General features: G+C 60.8%; 17 protein-coding genes. 10 read left to right on the top strand and 7 right to left on the bottom strand.

All coding sequences use genetic code 11. The features are described from left to right. Positions 1-2: 2 nt before the first annotated feature. From AC2FD8_RS01435 to AC2FD8_RS01415, 5 genes are all read left to right on the top strand, one after another. Positions 3-806, top strand: coding sequence for a metal ABC transporter ATP-binding protein (locus AC2FD8_RS01435; RefSeq protein ID WP_496853651.1), 804 nt, complete (start codon positions 3-5; stop codon positions 804-806). Positions 807-809: 3 nt separating this feature from the next. Next, a complete protein-coding gene (locus AC2FD8_RS01430; protein WP_496853652.1) occupies positions 810-2,015 on the top strand; it encodes a metal ABC transporter permease in 1,206 nt (401 codons plus the stop codon). Continuing rightward, positions 2,012-2,941, top strand: coding sequence for a metal ABC transporter permease (locus AC2FD8_RS01425; protein ID WP_496853653.1), 930 nt, complete (start codon positions 2,012-2,014; stop codon positions 2,939-2,941). Before AC2FD8_RS01430 ends, AC2FD8_RS01425 begins: the two co-directional genes overlap by 4 nt. A 288-nt stretch (positions 2,942-3,229) precedes the next feature. Continuing rightward, complete coding sequence (mutL, locus tag AC2FD8_RS01420) at positions 3,230-5,092, top strand: DNA mismatch repair endonuclease MutL (RefSeq protein ID WP_496853654.1); 1,863 nt, start codon at positions 3,230-3,232, stop codon at positions 5,090-5,092. Between the two features lie 57 nt (positions 5,093-5,149). Next, positions 5,150-6,379 (top strand): DNA recombination protein RmuC, encoded by a 1,230-nt coding sequence (locus AC2FD8_RS01415; protein ID WP_496853655.1) that lies wholly within the window; start codon positions 5,150-5,152, stop codon positions 6,377-6,379. 435 nt (positions 6,380-6,814) lie between these two features. Here AC2FD8_RS01415 and AC2FD8_RS01410 read toward each other — a convergent pair whose 3' ends face one another. From AC2FD8_RS01410 to AC2FD8_RS01400, 3 genes are read right to left on the bottom strand one after another with little or no spacing between them, the layout of a single operon-like run. Then, positions 6,815-7,219: a hypothetical protein gene (locus tag AC2FD8_RS01410; RefSeq protein WP_496853656.1), complete on the bottom strand. Its 405-nt coding sequence runs from the start codon at positions 7,217-7,219 to the stop codon at positions 6,815-6,817. 45 nt (positions 7,220-7,264) lie between these two features. Then, positions 7,265-7,915 carry a ChrR family anti-sigma-E factor gene (locus AC2FD8_RS01405; protein WP_496853657.1) on the bottom strand — a complete coding sequence of 217 codons (651 nt, stop codon included), beginning with the start codon at positions 7,913-7,915 and terminating at the stop codon, positions 7,265-7,267. 10 nt (positions 7,916-7,925) lie between these two features. Beyond that, positions 7,926-8,582 (bottom strand): sigma-70 family RNA polymerase sigma factor, encoded by a 657-nt coding sequence (locus AC2FD8_RS01400; RefSeq protein ID WP_496853658.1) that lies wholly within the window; start codon positions 8,580-8,582, stop codon positions 7,926-7,928. A 150-nt stretch (positions 8,583-8,732) separates the two neighbouring features. On the opposite strand from AC2FD8_RS01400, the gene AC2FD8_RS01395 reads away from it, so the two are divergent. Together AC2FD8_RS01395 and AC2FD8_RS01390 are read left to right on the top strand one after the other, a co-directional pair. Next, the gene (locus tag AC2FD8_RS01395) at positions 8,733-9,503 is read left to right on the top strand and encodes a DUF1365 domain-containing protein (protein WP_496853659.1); all 771 of its coding nucleotides are present in this window, start codon (positions 8,733-8,735) and stop codon (positions 9,501-9,503) included. 87 nt (positions 9,504-9,590) lie between these two features. Beyond that, positions 9,591-9,908, top strand: a complete 318-nt coding sequence (locus AC2FD8_RS01390) for a DUF3775 domain-containing protein (protein ID WP_496853660.1) — start codon at positions 9,591-9,593, stop codon at positions 9,906-9,908. Positions 9,909-10,049: 141 nt separating this feature from the next. Here the strand turns inward: AC2FD8_RS01390 and AC2FD8_RS01385 are convergent, their stop codons facing one another. From AC2FD8_RS01385 to AC2FD8_RS01370, 4 genes are read right to left on the bottom strand one after another with little or no spacing between them, the layout of a single operon-like run. Then, complete coding sequence (locus AC2FD8_RS01385; protein WP_496853661.1) at positions 10,050-11,192, bottom strand: saccharopine dehydrogenase family protein; 1,143 nt, start codon at positions 11,190-11,192, stop codon at positions 10,050-10,052. Positions 11,193-11,195: 3 nt separating this feature from the next. After that, positions 11,196-12,251, bottom strand: coding sequence for a saccharopine dehydrogenase (locus tag AC2FD8_RS01380; RefSeq protein ID WP_496853662.1), 1,056 nt, complete (start codon positions 12,249-12,251; stop codon positions 11,196-11,198). A gap of 14 nt (positions 12,252-12,265) precedes the next feature. Continuing rightward, entirely contained in the window at positions 12,266-12,880 is a 615-nt protein-coding gene (locus AC2FD8_RS01375; protein WP_496853663.1) for a glutathione S-transferase family protein, read from the bottom strand. A 10-nt stretch (positions 12,881-12,890) separates the two neighbouring features. Continuing rightward, complete coding sequence (locus AC2FD8_RS01370) at positions 12,891-13,541, bottom strand: histidine phosphatase family protein (RefSeq protein ID WP_496853664.1); 651 nt, start codon at positions 13,539-13,541, stop codon at positions 12,891-12,893. Between the two features lie 135 nt (positions 13,542-13,676). Here AC2FD8_RS01370 and AC2FD8_RS01365 point away from each other — a divergent pair, with 135 nt between their 5' ends. From AC2FD8_RS01365 to gcvH, 3 genes are all read left to right on the top strand, one after another. Continuing rightward, positions 13,677-14,864 (top strand): Zn-dependent hydrolase, encoded by a 1,188-nt coding sequence (locus tag AC2FD8_RS01365; protein WP_496853665.1) that lies wholly within the window; start codon positions 13,677-13,679, stop codon positions 14,862-14,864. Positions 14,865-15,160: 296 nt separating this feature from the next. Beyond that, positions 15,161-16,258 carry a glycine cleavage system aminomethyltransferase GcvT gene (gene gcvT / locus AC2FD8_RS01360; RefSeq protein WP_496853666.1) on the top strand — a complete coding sequence of 366 codons (1,098 nt, stop codon included), beginning with the start codon at positions 15,161-15,163 and terminating at the stop codon, positions 16,256-16,258. Between the two features lie 18 nt (positions 16,259-16,276). Beyond that, positions 16,277-16,642 carry a glycine cleavage system protein GcvH gene (gene gcvH / locus AC2FD8_RS01355; RefSeq protein ID WP_170381008.1) on the top strand — a complete coding sequence of 122 codons (366 nt, stop codon included), beginning with the start codon at positions 16,277-16,279 and terminating at the stop codon, positions 16,640-16,642. Positions 16,643-16,712 lie beyond the last annotated feature (70 nt).

Here is a 16,712-nt window from a genome sequence, read left to right as displayed (position 1 = left end):
TGATGCTAGAGCTTGCAGCGGTTCAGGGTGTTTCCGTCGAAGATCAGGGGATTGAGGCCAGCCCGCTGGCGGTGCGTGGTCTGACAGTCTCATACGGTCAGAAGCCTGCCGTATTCTCGGTGGATATGACGGTTCAGCCGGGGGCGATGACTGCGATTATCGGCCCGAATGGTGCAGGGAAATCGACACTCTTGAAGGCGGCGCTTGGTATCGTGACGCCCTTGTCGGGCCAGGTGACGGTATTTGGTCAACCGCTCGAGGCGCAGCGTGCCCGGATTGCCTATGTCCCGCAGCGCGCCAGTGTTGATTGGGATTTCCCGACCCGCGTGATTGATGTGGTTCTCATGGGCTTGTCGCGTCAGCTGGGCCTGTTGGGCCGCGTCCGCGCGCGGCACAAGGCGGCGGCGATGGATTGCCTGAACCGTGTCGGTATGCGCGACTTTGCAGATCGTCAGATCGGCCAGCTCTCCGGCGGCCAGCAACAACGCATCTTCCTGGCCCGTGCCTTGGCGCAGGACGCCGATCTCTACCTGTTGGATGAGCCTTTCGCCGGGGTCGATGCGGCCACCGAAAAGGCCATCATCGCGGTACTGAAATCGCTGAAAGAGGCGGGCAAGACCGTTGTGGTCGTGCATCATGATCTGGCCACGGTGACGGGCTACTTTGATCATGTCTTTCTGATCAACACGCGCAAGATCGCCGAAGGCTCGGTGGCGCAGGCCTTTACCGCCGAAACCCTGCAATCCGCATACGGAGGCCGCTTGGCCACTGCGCAAATCGACCAGATTTCGCGCGCGCTGGGGTAGGGAATGCTCTGGGATGCGCTCAGCCTGCAGCTTGGCTATAACGCAACGCTGGTCGCTATTGGTGCGAGCTTGCTTGGGGTCTCGGCCGGTGTGACCGGCACGTTTCTGTTCTTGCGCAAACGTGCGCTGGTCAGCGACGCGATCAGCCATGCCACCCTGCCGGGGGTCTGTCTGGCTTTTATGCTGCTGGTCGCCTTTGGTGGGGACGGGCGCAACCTGCCGGGTCTGCTGGTCGGATCGGCGGTGTCGGCTTGGGTTGGTCTGCTCTGCCTGAACTGGCTAACGCGCCACACGCGACTGGCCGAGGATGCCGCCATAGGCGCGGTGCTGTCGGTGTTCTTCGGCTTTGGCATCGTCCTACTGACCGTCATTCAGACAATGGGCGTTGGTCGGCAGGCCGGGTTGGAGGGATTCCTTCTGGGCTCAACCGCTGGGATGCTGTGGGCGGATGCCTTGATCATCGCGATCGGAGGCGCGGCGACCCTGGTGCTGGTTATGATCTTGCGCCGCCCAATGACTTTGGTGGCGTTTGACCCGGAATATGCTGCGGCCCGAGGTCTACCCGTGCATCGCGTCGACCTTGCGATGATGGGGTTGGTGATGGCGGTCACCGTGGTGGGCCTGAAGATCGTTGGCTTGATCCTGATCGTGGCTTTGCTGATCATCCCTCCGGTCACCGCGCGGTTCTGGTCCGAGCGGTCGGATCGCGTTGTCTTGCTGGCCGGGCTCGCGGGCGGTTTGGCAGGCTATATCGGCGCTGCCCTGTCGGCCACTGCGCCGAACCTGCCGACCGGGCCCATCATTGTTCTGGTCAGCTTCGCCTTCTTTGTCATTTCCCTGTTCCTCGCCCCGGTCCGAGGGGTTCTGGCCGCCGTTCTGCGCCACTTGCGATTTCAACGTCGGGTGCATATCCGGCAAGGTCTTTTGGCATTGGCGCAAGGCCAGAAAATCTACGAACCTTTGACCCTGCGTCTGTTGCGTCGCGCTGATCTTGTGCGCGCCGATGGCGTGGCGACCGAGGCCGGAAAAGCCCGCGCCGCCAAAGCCTTGCGCGATGAAAAGCGATGGGAGGTCGTGCGCGCAGATCAGGCGCATGAGGCAACAGCCGCGCTGTATGATGGCCTGCGCGAAATCGAAACCGTACTGACCATGGATCAGATCGCCGAAATAGACAATCGCATCGGCCGACCTCAGGGGGTTCCGACATGAGTGGTGAGGAATTCGTACCGCTGTCTTTGACGCCGCTGCTGATCGGCACATTTGCGGCGATTGCCTGCGCCTTGCCCGGCAACTTCCTGGTGCTGCGCAAACAGGCGCTGATCGGGGATGCGATCAGCCACGTGGTCCTGCCCGGCATCGTTGTGGCCTTTCTGCTGACCGGAGCGATCTCGACCTGGCCCATGATGCTGGGCGCGGCGGGGGCAGCAATCGTGGCCGTAATTCTGATTGAGGCGATCCGGAGGTTGGGTCAGATCGAACCGGGTGCGGCCATGGGTGTGGTGTTCACCACAATGTTTGCAGCGGGCGTGTTGCTTTTGGAGCAGACGGATACCTCGACCGTGCATCTGGATGTGGAACATGCGCTTTATGGAAATCTGGAAAGCCTGATCTGGCTGGACGCGACGGGCTGGTCCTCGCTTTGGGATCTGCAGGCCTTGGCCGGGCTGCCGCCTGAATTGCCCCGGATCACTGTGACGATGATGGGTGTTTTGCTGTTCACATGGCTCTTCTGGAGGCCGCTGAAAATCTCGACCTTTGATGAAGGGTTTGCGCGTACAATGGGCATCCGCACCGGCGCACTTGGGCTGGCGTTGGTCATTGTCGCAGCGATTGCTGCCGTTGCTGCCTTTGACGCCGTTGGCTCGATCATCGTGATCGCGATGTTCATCTGTCCACCGGCTGCGGCGCGCATGATGACCAACCGGCTGGAGGTGCAAATCGCCTGGAGCGTGGCTTTCGCTATCCTCTCAGCCGTTTCGGGCTATGTGCTGGCCGGGTATGGCCCGCTTTGGCTGGGCGCGGCGGACGCCGTAAGTGCGGCCGGGATGATCGCCACCATGTCCGGCGTGATTCTGGCCCTGACCGCCATTTTCGGCCCCTGCCGCACACGGGTGGGCGCGCACACGCCTGCGTGAAACGGCATTTTCCTGCCACTGGTTCCCGCGGGTCATCGGCTGAACTTTGCCCAGAGTGAAAAAAGATGACTCTTAATAAGCAATTTAACGAATTGCGTGTTACGTCAGTTACATTACCGGCTAACACCTACCACTCACTTCGGTAAGTCCGGGCAGGGTTCGGTGAGGGCGGCACAGCCAGCCCCCGAACACTGCCCGGCCCCCCTCTCTTCTAGTTCTGAAAGATCGGCCGGTATTATGGTTCAATCCGGTGGCAGAATCGGGCCGTGATGTGCTAGGTCTGGTGGTATGGCGCAGACGACCCCCAATATCAGCGAAACACGACCCGTTATCCGGCAGCTTGACGATGCAGCGATCAACCGCATCGCGGCGGGTGAAGTGGTCGAACGTCCGGCATCGGCCGTCAAGGAACTGGTCGAGAACGCCATCGACGCCGGAGCCACCCGCATCGCCATAGATATCGCGGACGGGGGAAAGACGCTGATTCGTGTCACCGATGATGGTTGTGGCATCGCGGCTGAAGATTTGCCGCTGGCCTTGTCGCGTCATGCGACCTCGAAAATCGACGGGTCGGATCTGTTGAACATTCACACCTTTGGCTTTCGGGGTGAGGCGTTGCCCTCGCTCGGCGCAGTAGGTCGTTTGACGATCACCAGCCGCGTTCCGGGTGCGGATGCGGCGTCGATTGCGGTGTCGGGCGGCAAGATGGAGGCGGTGAAGCCCGCCGCCCTGCGCGCAGGAACAGTGGTCGAGCTGCGCGATCTGTTCTTCGCCACGCCCGCGCGGCTCAAGTTCATGCGCACCGATCGGGCCGAGGCGCAGGCCATTGGCGATACGGTCAAACGCCTGGCCATGGCCGAGCCTTCTGTCACGTTTACCTTGCGCGATGTCTCGGGCGGAGGTGAGGGCCGCGTGACCTTCCGCGCCGACCGCGAGAATGGCGATCTTTTCGATGCCCTCCACGCCCGTCTGGCCCGCGTGATCGGTCGCGAGTTCGCCGAGAACGCCCTGCAGATCGACGCGACCCGCGAAGGTATTCGTTTGTACGGTTACGCTGCCCTTCCGACCTATTCGCGCGGGGCTGCTGTCGCGCAATACCTGTTCGTCAATGGCCGTCCAGTGCGTGACAAGATGCTGACTGGCGCGCTTCGGGCCGCGTATTTCGACTTTCTCAGCCGCGACCGCCACCCAGCTGCGGCGCTGTTCATCGACTGCGATCCGACGCTGGTGGACGTCAATGTCCATCCCGCGAAATCCGAAGTTCGGTTCCGCGATCCCGGCGTTGCGCGCGGTTTGATCGTTTCCGCCCTGCGCCACGCGCTGGCCGAGGCCGGACATCGTGCGTCTTCGACCGTTGCCAACGCGACCTTGGGCGCGATGCGACCTGAGGCGCCTCAATCCGCCCCCGCACGGGTCTACCAGATGGATCGCCCGTCGCAGGCGGCCCGGCAAGCGGCATATCGGGCGCAGTCACCGGGCTTTGCCGAACTGGCCAATGACTATAGCGGCAGCATTGTCGAACCGACCCCTGCTACGGCCCCGATTGCCCCCGAAGAACCCGCGCCGCAAGATCTGCCCTTGGGGGCCGCTCGCGGGCAGGTGCATGAGAACTACATCATCGCCCAAACCGCCGACGGGATGGTCATCGTCGACCAGCACGCCGCGCATGAGCGGTTGGTTTATGAAAAACTCAAAACGCAGATGGCTGAAAACGGCGTCGCTGCGCAGGCTTTGCTGATCCCCGAGATCGTCGAGCTGTCCGAAGGCGATTGCGCGCGCCTGATGGCCGTGGCCGATGACCTCTCGCGCCTTGGCCTGACGCTGGAGCCCTTTGGCGGCGGGGCTATTGCCGTGCGCGAAACCCCCGCCATTCTGGGCGAGGTCGATGCCCGTGCGATGATCCTGGATATCCTCGATGAGCTGGCCGATCAGGGCGACAGCCAGATGGTGCAGGCGCGGATCGAGGCGATCCTCAGCCGCGTTGCCTGCCATGGCTCGGTCCGCTCTGGCCGTCGGATGCGGGCCGAGGAAATGAACGCCCTGCTGCGCGAGATGGAGGCGACGCCGCATTCCGGCCAATGCAACCACGGGCGGCCCACCTATGTTGAACTGAAACTCAGCGATATCGAACGTCTGTTCGGGCGCAGTTGAACTGATATTGCGAAGCGTTTAAGAAGATAGAAACAAAACGAGAACATACAGGTTCATATGATCGAGATTGCAGGCACCCAATATGCGCTGAATGACCCCGTAATCCTCATAGCGGGTGGCGTTCTGGCGCTGATTCTTTTGTTGCTGTTCCTGTCACTGCGGGCGTCGCAACGTTCCGCGCGGATGGCAGAACCTCTGGCGCGTCAGATGGCGCATCTGGGGCAACATGTGCAGGCATTGGGGCAGGGGCAAGAGCAATTGCGCGGCGGGTTGCAGCATGTCTCGGATACGCAGGCCAATGCGCAGGTGCAGGTGATCCAGACGGTGGAATCCCGCCTGTCCTCGGTGCAGCAACAGATGAATGATCGGCTGGCCGACAATGCTATGAAATCGGCCCGCGCGCTGGCTGAGATGCAAGAGAGGATGAAGGAATCGCTGCATGGGTCTTCCAAGCAGACCGCGACCTCGCTGACCCAACTGCAAGAACGGTTGGCCGCCATCGACAAGGCGCAGGACAACATCACCAAGCTGTCCGGCGATGTGTTGTCGTTGCAGGATATCCTGTCGAACAAGCAGACCAGGGGCGCGTTTGGTGAGATTCAGCTGAACGACATCGTCTCCAAGGCGCTGCCGCATGACAGTTTCCAGCTGCAGGCGACGCTTTCGAACGGACGCCGGGCGGATTGTCTGATCCATCTGCCGAACCCTCCGGGGCCGATTGTGATCGACAGCAAATTCCCGTTGGAGGCGTATGAGGCGCTGATTGGCTCGACCAATGATGCCGAGCTGAAGGCAGCGGTTCAGATGTTCCGCAGCACGGTGCGCAAACACATCAACGATATCGCCGAGAAATACATTCTGGATGGCGAAACAGCCGATGGCGCGCTGATGTTCCTGCCGTCCGAGGCGGTCTATGCCGAGCTGCACGCCAAGTTCCCCGAATTGGTACAGGAGAGTTTCACCAAACGCGTCTGGATCGTGTCACCGACCACCTGCATGGCGACGCTGAATACGATGCGCGCGATCCTCAAGGACGCGCGGATGCGGGAACAGGCCGGGGCCATCCGCAAAGAGTTGGGGATGCTGCACAAGGATGTCGAGCGTTTGGGCGACCGCGTTGCCAATTTGGATCGTCATTTCGGGCAGGCGGCCAAGGATATCTCGGACATCAAGATCAGCGCGGAAAAAGCTGGCCGCAGGGCGCAACGGCTTGATAACTTTGATTTTGAAGAATTGGCGCCAGAGGCCCCCTCGGAGGTCGTCCCTTTAACGCGGCACGAGGGCTGAGTGCGCATCCTGACAAACAGGTTGCTGAATGAAAAATGCGGCGCACCTGCCTGAAATTGACCAACTGCTGAGAACGGCCGAACAAGACGCAGAGTAGATCGTTGGCCTGTTGCGGATGGGGGTGGCCGCGGGCCTTGGCGTCTTTTTCATCGTCACGATCCAACCGGTTTCGAACAGCGGACATGCAGGTCTGGAGCGCCAATGGGCGTTCGCCTTCGGAACCCTCTTTGCCTAATTCCTGCTTGGGTTTCTGTTTTTGATCGGGATAGATGCCGGATCCGTGCGGGGTCACACAGACAGCCCTATCTGGCTGTTTCTGGCGCCTCCGCCGAACCTGATCTGCGTTTTCATGATGGCCCTGACCGGGGTGGTTCTGATCGTCGCCGCAATGCGGGTTCACAAGTTGCTGTTTCGATCCATAGGCCAAATAGCGCCCTATTGGATCGACAGATCCAGATTGTAGCCCACGGTTTTGCCTGTATCCCGGTCATTGCCCATCAAATAGACACGGATCGTGTAGTCCCCGTCTTCAGGCAGATCGATCCGGGCGGTGTTGCCGTCAATCGAGCCGTTATAGATCGCGACGCCATCGCTGCCGGGGGGCAGGATGTTGAAATAGACCACACCATTGCCGTTGGTGTCGCTGACCTTGAGATCGGCAAACATCTCCTGCCCGGCTTTCGCACCGAGCGAGTAGTCAAAATACGCGTCTCCGGTCACGGTACCGTTGACCATTGTGCCAAAATTGCCTGGCTCGAACTTCACGTCGGTCTTCATCTGGGCAGAGGCAATCGTGGCAACGGACGCAAAGCCCAGCGCAATCAAACAAGTTCGGTTCACGACATATCTCCTGTCAGAGGCAGTTCTGATCCGAACTATAAACGATCAGATGCGCAAGAAGGGCTGCAATAGACGCGGCATCAGTTTGTTGAACTTCAACGGTGCGTCCGTGACAGCCAAGCAGATGCAATCCTCGGTGATGTCCGCTGTCGGCGTGTGATGCAGGTCTTCATCCGCAATCTCGACATCGCCACGTGCAAAGCGATCAACCTCATCCGAAAAGGCACCCTGAAGAACCATCGTCAATTCCGTGCCGTTGTGGCTGTGGTCCGGGACGGCGACACCTGCAGGGATGAACAGCAATCGGGCGGTGGCCTCTTTGCTGGTCAGCAGGATCGCTTGTTTCACGCCCATACCGATCGGTTTCCACTGGATGTCATCAACTGTCCCACCGACGTAGTCTTGCAGGGGGGTCGGCAGGATGGCGCAGCCCGGAAGATCGGGCTTGGGGGTCGGTGCGCCTTGCGAGATCAGAGCCATCGTTGCGGCAAGGGAAGTGTCGCTCATGCTGATCGCATCGGGTTGTGCGTCCAGAACATGCCCTCCTACGGCCTCAAAGCTTTCGGCGCGCGCACGGCAGTGGTCGCACAGCGACAGATGGGTTGCGACCATCAGGTCGAATGCCTCGGGCAGCGAGCCGGCGGCATAGGCCATCAGAAGCTCATCTGTCAGGTGATGTTTAATCGACTGGCTCATCTTGCTCATCTCAGTTCATCGCGTGGCGCAAGCGATCCAGCGCCAATCTAATACGTGATTTGATCGTTCCCAGGGGTAACCCGGTCTGAGACGCAATCTCGCGGTGACTCAGATCACCGAAATACGCCTTCTCGATCAGTTCTTTCTGCGCCTCGGGCAGCGCCAATATGGCGGTGCGCAGTTGCGCGGTTTCCTGTTGCAGTGCAAGAACATCACCCTGATCGGGTTCCGCTTCTGGGCCCCATCCCAGTTCTTCGGGTTCAGGGCGGCGCTGCTTGCGCAGGACGTCGATGCGTTTGTTCCGCGCGATCGTGAACACCCAAGTGGCCACCGTGGCGCGCGTCGGATCGAACAAATGGGCCTTGTGCCACAAGGTCGCCATCACCTCTTGCGCGCATTCTTCTGCCAGCGTGGGGTCTGATCCCGACTTCATCAGGAACCCCTTGATGCGCGGCGCGAAATGCTGGAACAGCTCGGCAAATGCCGCCTGATCCTGCGCGTCCCGGATGCGCCTGACATGGTCCACCCACTCGGTCCTGGTGTCGCAACTGCCGTTGGTTCCGTTCACCTGTCTACCCTTGATGCGTTTCTTTGCGCGCCAAGGCTGACGGGCGGCCTGTTCAACCGCAGGTTCGTCCAAGGTCACGGTATCGATCTCAGTAAACATAACCGGATTACGCGGGGGGGACCAAGGCGGATCACTTTCATCCGACAAAAAAAGTCCAAACCGGGGTGGAATCCGTATTTTAAATGACGTCTCTTTTCCAAAAAGGACGACAGTTGAGCAAATTACGGGCAAAGCAGGACGCGCGGCGGAATGAAAAAGATCGACCATATCGCAGGTTACACCTATCACGGTCGCAAAGGGGCGATTGAAAATGCGTTTCGCTATTCGGTCGATTACATCCTGCTGGACCCCGAGGCTGATCTGTCAACGCCGCTGCTTTTTTCAGTCGACCGCGCGAATATCACCAATTGGCGCAGGTTGGATCATGGTGGCGAGCCGGGGCAGGGGATCGGTGCTCCCTGGCTGCGCACCCGATTTCAGGAGTTGGAGGTGCCGCAGCCCGCGCGGATCATGTTGCTGACGCAGCCGAGGGTGCTGGGCCATGTTTTCAATCCGGTCAGTTTCTGGTTCTGTTTTGATCCGGATGGGCAGCTTTACGCTGTCGTCGCTGAGGTCACGAACACTTACGGGACGCGCCACAGCTATCTCTGCCACAAGCCGGGTTTTGCGATCATCGACCCCTCGGACCGGGTGGTGGCGGACAAGCTGATGCATGTGTCGCCCTTCCAGAAGATTGAGGGGAATTACACGTTTCGCTTCGACTATCGCCCTGACCGTGTGGGGGTTTGGATCGACTATGGGCGCGAGGGCGGTGGGCTGATCGCCACGCTGACGGGTCACCGCCAGCGGCTGACCAACCGTGTCATTCTGTGGTCTTTGCTGCGCCGACCGTTCGGCGCGCGGCGCACCTTCGCGCTGATTGTGTGGCAAGCATTGAAGCTGTGGATCAAGAAAGCCCGGTTTCGCCCGTTTCGTACGGCCCCTGTGCCGGATCGGCCGGTGTCGCGGGTTAGGCGCTAGTTGGCCCAGAGTTTGCGTAAGATCAAAGACTCAGGGCGTTTGTCGGGGTCTGATGCGTCGAAACCGCGAACAAGAGGAGCTGACGGCATGTTGGAAATTTCGGCGAGGAAAGTGGCTCAGGTCGCCATGATGGGGCGTGAGTTGGGGCGGGCCGAAGGTGAGTTGCGCGCCTTTGTCGACCGGATGAGTGAGGATGAGCAGGCCGAGTTGGTCGCCATCATGTGGATCGGGCGCGAAAGTTTCTTTGCCGAGGATCTGGCCGAGGCTATTGCAACCGCCAGATCCGAGGCCTCGACCCCCTGCGCCGACTATCTGATCGGCACGCCGCATTTGTCGGATCATCTTGAGAACGGGTTGAATGCGTTGGGAATATCGGCTGAGGATGTCGAGAACGATCTGATGTAGGGCTGGTTTGTTCGGTCAGGAAGCGAGGGGCCAGCCCCTCGCGCTCCCCGAGGTATTTTTGAACAGAAGAAGATGCGGGCGGGTTCAGTGATTTTGAGGCCACCCCAGAAGGTCTGGAATGGCTTTGATATTGCCGGTGCCTCAGCGCAGGTGATCTACGATCTGCAGATGCTGTGCCAGAGTGTCGATTTCACCCATCCATTTCTGAACCAGTTTTGGGTCGCTGGGTGCGGCGTGAACGCCAGCAGGGATGGCGCGGTTCAGGACGGCCTCAATCGCCAAAGAGACGGGGATTGACACCAGCCGGGCCATTGCGGTGCCGCGTTGGTCGCCCCAGGCGTCCATGACGTAGGTTTTGTGCCAGACCGGGGCGCCGTCTTTCTCGGCCTTCAGGCCGACGCACAGTACCACGCGGTCAGGTTCGCCTTCGTCATAGGCGTTCTCGGCCCAGAACTGGTCCGACATCTCTTTCAGCCGCGCGTCGCCTTCGGGGCCTGAGAGGGTCTCGATTTCGGTGAACACGTCGGCCCAAGCGTCGGTCCAGCCGTTCAGGCGCAGGGTGCCGCGGACGAACTCTTTGACCGGCCAGTGATCCTCGAACTGGTACTCGGCCATGAAGGGCAGCGAGTCGCGGTTGGGGTAGACCTCAAAGCTCTCGGGGGTTGGCAGCGGCGCGATGTAGCTGCTGATTGCGTCCCATGGGCGGGTGACGTCCAGCGGGGCGTAGTCGCGTATGGATTTCGACGGCGACCGCAGCGCTTTGAGCACGCCCAGCGGCGACCAGCTGAATTTGTAGCGGAACGGATTCGGGTTCTTCGGGATACCACCGCAATACGAGATGAAGCTCAGGTGGTTCTGTGCATCGAACGCGTCCGAGGCGCGGTAATCTGCAATCAGCGCATGGGCCATCAGGTGGTCGATGCCCGGGTCCAGCCCGACCTCATTGACCAAAGCCACACCAGCCTCACGCGCTTTGTCGTCCAGCGCGCGCATCTCTGGCGCGATATAGGACGACGAGACGAAATTGGCCTCTTTCGAGATCGCCAGTTCCGCCAGTGGCACGTGCCAGTCGCCCGGCAGCATTGAGACGATCACATCACCTTTCTCCAGCACCGCGCCCAGGGCGTCGATGTCAAAAGCGCGGATGTCGTCGGTCAGGTCTCCGACCTCGGCTTTGGCCTTCTCAACGGTTCGGTTCCAGACGGTGACCTTGTGCCCGCCTTCGATCAGGCGGCGCAGGCCGGGGATGGCCGACAGGCCGGTGCCACACCAGTGAATCGTCATCGCTCAGAGTCCTTCGATATGAGTTTTGTAGGTTTCTTCTGCCCGACCCCAGACGCCGCTGTCCAGATCAGTGAGTGTCAGCAGAGACGGCAGCAGTTGCGCCGCGTAGTCTTGCGAGCTTTCGACCGGCAGCATCGAGGGCAGGTTGTCGATGGCCATCACGTCCATCACCGGGTCGGTGGCGACGCGCAGGGCGGGGGCCTCCCAAGTGGTGGCGCGGTCATAGACCGGGACCGGGTTGTAGTCGCTGTCCGGGTCGCAGGCCACGTCGCCGATGGCGGTCAACTTACGCGGCGCGGCCAGCGCCTCGCGCGGGACAAAGACCGGCGTGCCGGGGCGCGCGAAGATGCAGTTCAAGAACAGGTCATGATCCAGGATTTCCGGGAATGGTCCTCCTCTGGCGGTTTCAGCCATGTCCCATTTGGTAACGCTGACACCCATTGCTTCGCACATATCTGCGGCACCGGTGCCGACCCGGCCCAACGCGCCGATGACGATGGCACGGGGGCGGTCAGCGCCGGTGGCGTCCAATTCGGCCAGCAATTCGGCGTTGAGGGCATCTTTGTTGGCATAGACGCCAACGGGCGGGCATTCCTGTCCGCGTTGCTGCGCGGCCCATGTTTTCAGCGTGACCGCTGCGCCCGCATATCCGGCCCAATAGCCAAAGGCGGCTACACGGCGGCCGTCTTCGTCGACCAGATATTCCAGATCATAAAGCGTGCCGCCGCCCGCCTTGAACCGCTCTAGCAGTGCCCGACCCGAATGCTGGCCCTTGTAGGCATGGCCGAACATGATGTGGCGATGCGGCAAGGGGGTGCCGTCCTCGGGCAGCTCTTTCAGGCCGAAGATGATCGCGTCCTGCGGGGCCTGAGGCCAGCTGTTTTCAGCCGCGATCTCGCAGCCTGCACCTTTGTAGCCGTCCAGTGGGATAGCACGGACAGAGCTTTCCTCGACCGTCACGCGGATGCCTGCCGCGATCAGTGCGGCGGCGCCTTCGGGGGTCAGCCCGACCCGATCCTCGTTCGGGCGCTGTTCTGCCCGGACCCAGAGATGTGTCATCGTGTTTCCTTTTGTCAGAGCATTCCGGCGGCACGGACCGCCTGAACCGAAGGGCGTGCCTCCATCGCTTCGCGGAAGGCAAGGATCTTGGGGAAGGCCGAGGTGTCTACGCCGTCGCCTTCCAGCCAACTGCACACCACATAGAGGTAGGCATCGGCCAGTGAGAAGGCCTCACCCAGAACAAACGGCCCGCGCAGCCCATTGGACGAGATGTATGTGCAGGACGCTGTCATGGTCTGCGCGACCTTGTCCTTCATGTCTTTCCAGCTGGATTTCTTGTCGGCCCAGCGGTGCCCCCGCTGTTTATGCGCGTGGTTCACATGCATGGTTGTGGCAAGGTAATACATCACCTCACGCATGCGGGCGGCCATGACCGGGTTTTCGGGGACCAGCCCGGCCCGCGGTGCGATGGTTGCGATATAGTCCAGCAGCGCGCCGGTTTCGGTCAGAATTCCCCCATCAACAGCCAGCGCCGGAACCCGGCCCTTGGGGTTGATCTGCTTGTAGGCGGGTTTGGTCTGTTCGCCACCGGCAAAGTCCAGCCGGATCGCCTCATAGTTCAGACCAGCCTCCTCCAGCGCGATGGCAACTGCGACCGAGATGGTGCGGGGAGCGTAATAAAGCTGCATCGGGACTTCCTTACAGATGGGTCTGGGCGAATTGCCGGTCTGGCGCTTCCAGATGCGGGGTCGCGTTGAAAAGAACCGGGCTGAGCTGCGCTCCAATCGGGTGGAGGCGGTGCATCGAGGTGTTCATGATGGCAAGCGCCACCCGCGCCATCGACGGGATATCCAGACCCATTGCCTGCCGGACCACCATCGAGATCAGCCCACCAGAAGTTACGACAATGGCCGGCCCGCCCTCGGTTCCGATATCATGCAGGGCGTCACTGACGCGGGTTTCGAACTGCTCGAAGGTTTCGGGCGCGTTCTGGATCTCGCCATCGGCCCACGCAGCGAATGTGCGGGGCAGGTGGTCAACAAACCCTTCGCGATCTGTGGGGATCGCCACACCGTGCTGTTCGTGAAAAAGCTGCGCCAGGGTGAAATACTCGATCTCATTCAGGCGTGCGTCGCGAACCGGCTCAGGCAGCCCCATGCTGGCGGCGGTTTCAACATGCCGGGTCAGCGTGCCGCAATAGACGCGCGGATAATGTGCCCGCGTATCGCGCAGGTGCGCGCCCAGCCAGCGCGCCTGCTGGTGGCCCAGATCGCTGAGTTTGTCATAGTTTACCTCGTCCCGCGCTGCCGTGTTGGCCTGACCGTGACGAACCAGTGTGATATGTGACATGGCGGTCCCTCTTGCTGGCAAGTCTTAGGGCAGGTTCCGGGCCGGGGCCAGAGGGGTTCGGCAAAAATCGCAGGGTGATTGCAGGTTGCCAGCCGGGCGCTATGGTTGGCCGCGCGAGACGTTTGGGGGGAGTTCATGGTAATCAACGAAAACCGCTTTTTGGCCGATCTGCACAAGCTGCGCGAATTCGGGGCCTCGGGCGTGGGCAAAGGCGTCATCCGCCCGGCCTATTCCGAGGCCGACATTGCCGCCCGGACATGGCTTGCAAGCCGAATGGCTGATGCAGGCCTGACCCCGCATTTCGATCCGGTCGGGAACCTGTTTGGTTTGGCGGACGGGCCGTCCTTGCTGATGGGGTCACATAGCGATAGCCAGCCCGAGGGCGGCTGGCTCGACGGTGCTTTGGGCGTGATCGCCGCGCTTGAGATTGCGCGCAGCAGCGATCAGCCTGTCTCGGTCGTCAGCTTTCAAGATGAAGAGGGACGGTTTGGTGTCACCACAGGCTCTGCCATCTGGTCGGGCGGGCTGCCTTTGGATCAGGCGGACAAGCTGACCGACCACGCGGGCATACCCTTCGCCACGGCTCGGGGTGCGATGGGCGATCTGGCCGAGGGCTTTGTCGATCCTACCCGTTTCACGGGCTTCATCGAGATGCATATCGAGCAAGGCCCGACGCTTGATACCCAGAAAGAACAAATCGGAGTCGTCACCGACATCGTTGGCATACGCGATATGGTGGTTCAATTCGACGGCCAGCAGAACCATGCCGGAACCACGCCGATGCATCTGCGCCGCGACGCGTTTCAGGCTCTGGCTGCGTTCAACACCCGTCTGAACGACCGGTTCCGAAACGTGGTTACGCCGCAAACCGTCTGGACCATTGGGCATGTGGATCTGCACCCCAACGCCTCGTCCATTGTATCAGGCCGGGTGCGGTTTTCGATGCAATGGCGTGACGGAGATGCGGACCGTCTGGCAAGGATGGAGGAGATCATTCGCGCCACAACCGCCGAGATCGCCGAAGAGATGGGCATGCGCCTGAGCTACGGCCCGATGCTGGGGCTGGAGCCGGTGGCCATGGACCCTTCGCTGCGCACCGCGTTGGAGCATGGGGCCGAACAGGTCGCGCCCGGCAAATGGCGCAGGATGCCCTCGGGCGCGCTGCATGACGCCACCAACGTCTCGCGCCTGATGCCGGTTGCCATGCTCTTTGTGCCGTCTATTGACGGAATCAGTCACGATTTTGCCGAGGATACCGCCGAAAGTGACCTGATCGCAGGGCTTCATGTGCTGGATTGCGCTGTTCAAAGGCTGCAGTCGTAGCTGCAGTAGCTGCAGCGGAAATGTGAATTCTTAGTTACTTTACAGTGGGGTAATCACAATCCGAGATGAACGCGCAGCTTCACAAGCGCGCCAGTTTACGACACTGGGAATATCGCCTGTTGCCTAACGGAAAAAAGTTTCCTATAGGAACATTATCGATGCATGCGCTTGTATACATGCCCGCTCTGGCTGCGGTTTTGGGCCGAAACACCAAGGCTGAATCGTTGCATTTGAGCCAGCTTGGGGCAAACTTACGGGTATGCGTTCCGACCACTCGATACGAAAAGGTATCTGCCATGACAGACGCACCAAAACGTACCCCGCTATTTGATCTTCACGTCGAGCTCGGCGGTAAGATGGTTGATTTTGCGGGCTGGGAGATGCCTGTGCAGTATCCGTTGGGGATCATGGGGGAGCACAAGCAGTGCCGCGAAAAGGCAGCGGTGTTTGATGTGAGCCATATGGGTCAGGTGATCCTGCGCGGTGAGAATGTGGGCGAGAAGCTGGAGGCTTTGTGCCCGCAGGCTTTTGCGACGCTGAAGGAAGGCAAGGCGCGGTACGGGTTCTTCACGAACAAAGACGGCGGGATCATGGATGACCTGATCGTGTCGAACGCGGGGGATCACTACTTTGTGGTGGTAAACGCGGCGCTGCGCCATCAGGACATCCCGCATATGCGCGAGCACCTCGAAGGCGTCGAAGTGACCGAGATCTTCGACCGTGCGCTGGTTGCGGTGCAGGGGCCCAAAGCCGAAGACGTGGTGGGTGCGCTCTGCCCGGCGGCGCGGGATCTGAAGTTTATGGAAACCACCGTGGCCGATATCAATGGCGTCGAATGCCGTATCTCGCGGCTGGGTTACACCGGTGAGGACGGATATGAGATCTCGATCCCCGAAGACAAGGCGATTGAGATCACCCGCGCCTTTCTGGCGCATGAGGATTGCGAAGCGGCCGGTTTGGGCGCGCGCGACAGCCTGCGGCTGGAGGCGGGGCTGTGCCTCTATGGCAATGACATCGATCAGAGCACCTCGCCCATCGAAGCCTCGCTGAGCTGGGCGATCCAGAAGCGCCGCAAGGAAGAGGGCGGGTTCCCGGGGGCCGAGCGCATCCAACGCGAACTGGCCGAGGGCGCATCCCGCAAGCTGGTGGGCATCAAGCCCGACGGCCGCGCGCCTGCGCGTCAGGGCGTTGAGATCCAGTGCACGGAAGGCAACACCATCGGCCAAATCACCTCGGGCGGGTTTGGCCCGACGGTCGGTGGCCCCGTTGCGATGGGCTATGTATCCGCGGGCCATGGTGAGCCGGGCGAGATCGTCAATCTGATCATTCGGGGCAAGCCGCAACCAGCGCAGATCGTCGCGCTGCCCTTCGTCACCCAGAATTACAAGCGTTGAAGTCAGGAGAGAGACAAGATGGCAACCTATTATTCCGAAGAGCACGAATGGATCGACGTGAACGGCGACACAGCCACTCTGGGCATCACCAAACATGCCGCCGAGCAGCTTGGCGATGTGGTCTTCGTGGAACAGCAGGAAGTGGGTGATGAGTTCGAGAAAGACGGCGAGATCGGTGTGATCGAATCCGTCAAGGCGGCCTCGGAACTCTATGCCCCGGTTGATGGTGAGATCGTCGAGGTCAACGAGGCGCTGGCCGACAATCCCGGCGCGCTGAACGAAGACCCCGAAGGTGAGGCATGGATCTACAAGATCAAGATCACCGACGCGTCGCAGCTGGAAGATCTGATGGATGAGGCCGGCTACAAGGACTTCATCGGCTAAACACACGGCGGGTCTTTGCACGGATCCGTCCTTCATCTGGCTAAAAATATCCCCGCCGGAGGCTCCCGCA

The organism is Ruegeria sp. YTSC192, assembly GCF_059609705.1.
The sequence above is the reverse complement of the archived record's forward strand: the minus strand, read 5'-3'. Positions and strand labels throughout refer to the sequence as shown.

Excerpts from the sequence above, each read along its gene's own strand:
- AC2FD8_RS01375 (WP_496853663.1), bottom strand. The coding sequence starts at position 12,880 with ATGCAGCTTTATTACGCTCCCCGCACCATCTCGGTCGCAGTTGCCATC.
- AC2FD8_RS01405 (WP_496853657.1), bottom strand. The coding sequence starts at position 7,915 with ATGAGCCAGTCGATTAAACATCACCTGACAGATGAGCTTCTGATGGCC.
- AC2FD8_RS01370 (WP_496853664.1), bottom strand. The coding sequence starts at position 13,541 with ATGTCACATATCACACTGGTTCGTCACGGTCAGGCCAACACGGCAGCG.
- AC2FD8_RS01385 (WP_496853661.1), bottom strand. The coding sequence starts at position 11,192 with ATGACGATTCACTGGTGTGGCACCGGCCTGTCGGCCATCCCCGGCCTG.
- AC2FD8_RS01435 (WP_496853651.1), top strand. The coding sequence starts at position 3 with ATGCTAGAGCTTGCAGCGGTTCAGGGTGTTTCCGTCGAAGATCAGGGG.
- gcvT (WP_496853666.1), top strand. The coding sequence starts at position 15,161 with ATGACAGACGCACCAAAACGTACCCCGCTATTTGATCTTCACGTCGAG.
- AC2FD8_RS01415 (WP_496853655.1), top strand. The coding sequence starts at position 5,150 with ATGATCGAGATTGCAGGCACCCAATATGCGCTGAATGACCCCGTAATC.
- AC2FD8_RS01400 (WP_496853658.1), bottom strand. The coding sequence starts at position 8,582 with ATGTTTACTGAGATCGATACCGTGACCTTGGACGAACCTGCGGTTGAA.
- AC2FD8_RS01430 (WP_496853652.1), top strand. The coding sequence starts at position 810 with ATGCTCTGGGATGCGCTCAGCCTGCAGCTTGGCTATAACGCAACGCTG.
- AC2FD8_RS01365 (WP_496853665.1), top strand. The coding sequence starts at position 13,677 with ATGGTAATCAACGAAAACCGCTTTTTGGCCGATCTGCACAAGCTGCGC.
- mutL (WP_496853654.1), top strand. The coding sequence starts at position 3,230 with ATGGCGCAGACGACCCCCAATATCAGCGAAACACGACCCGTTATCCGG.
- AC2FD8_RS01390 (WP_496853660.1), top strand. The coding sequence starts at position 9,591 with ATGTTGGAAATTTCGGCGAGGAAAGTGGCTCAGGTCGCCATGATGGGG.
- AC2FD8_RS01425 (WP_496853653.1), top strand. The coding sequence starts at position 2,012 with ATGAGTGGTGAGGAATTCGTACCGCTGTCTTTGACGCCGCTGCTGATC.
- AC2FD8_RS01395 (WP_496853659.1), top strand. The coding sequence starts at position 8,733 with ATGAAAAAGATCGACCATATCGCAGGTTACACCTATCACGGTCGCAAA.
- AC2FD8_RS01380 (WP_496853662.1), bottom strand. The coding sequence starts at position 12,251 with ATGACACATCTCTGGGTCCGGGCAGAACAGCGCCCGAACGAGGATCGG.
- gcvH (WP_170381008.1), top strand. The coding sequence starts at position 16,277 with ATGGCAACCTATTATTCCGAAGAGCACGAATGGATCGACGTGAACGGC.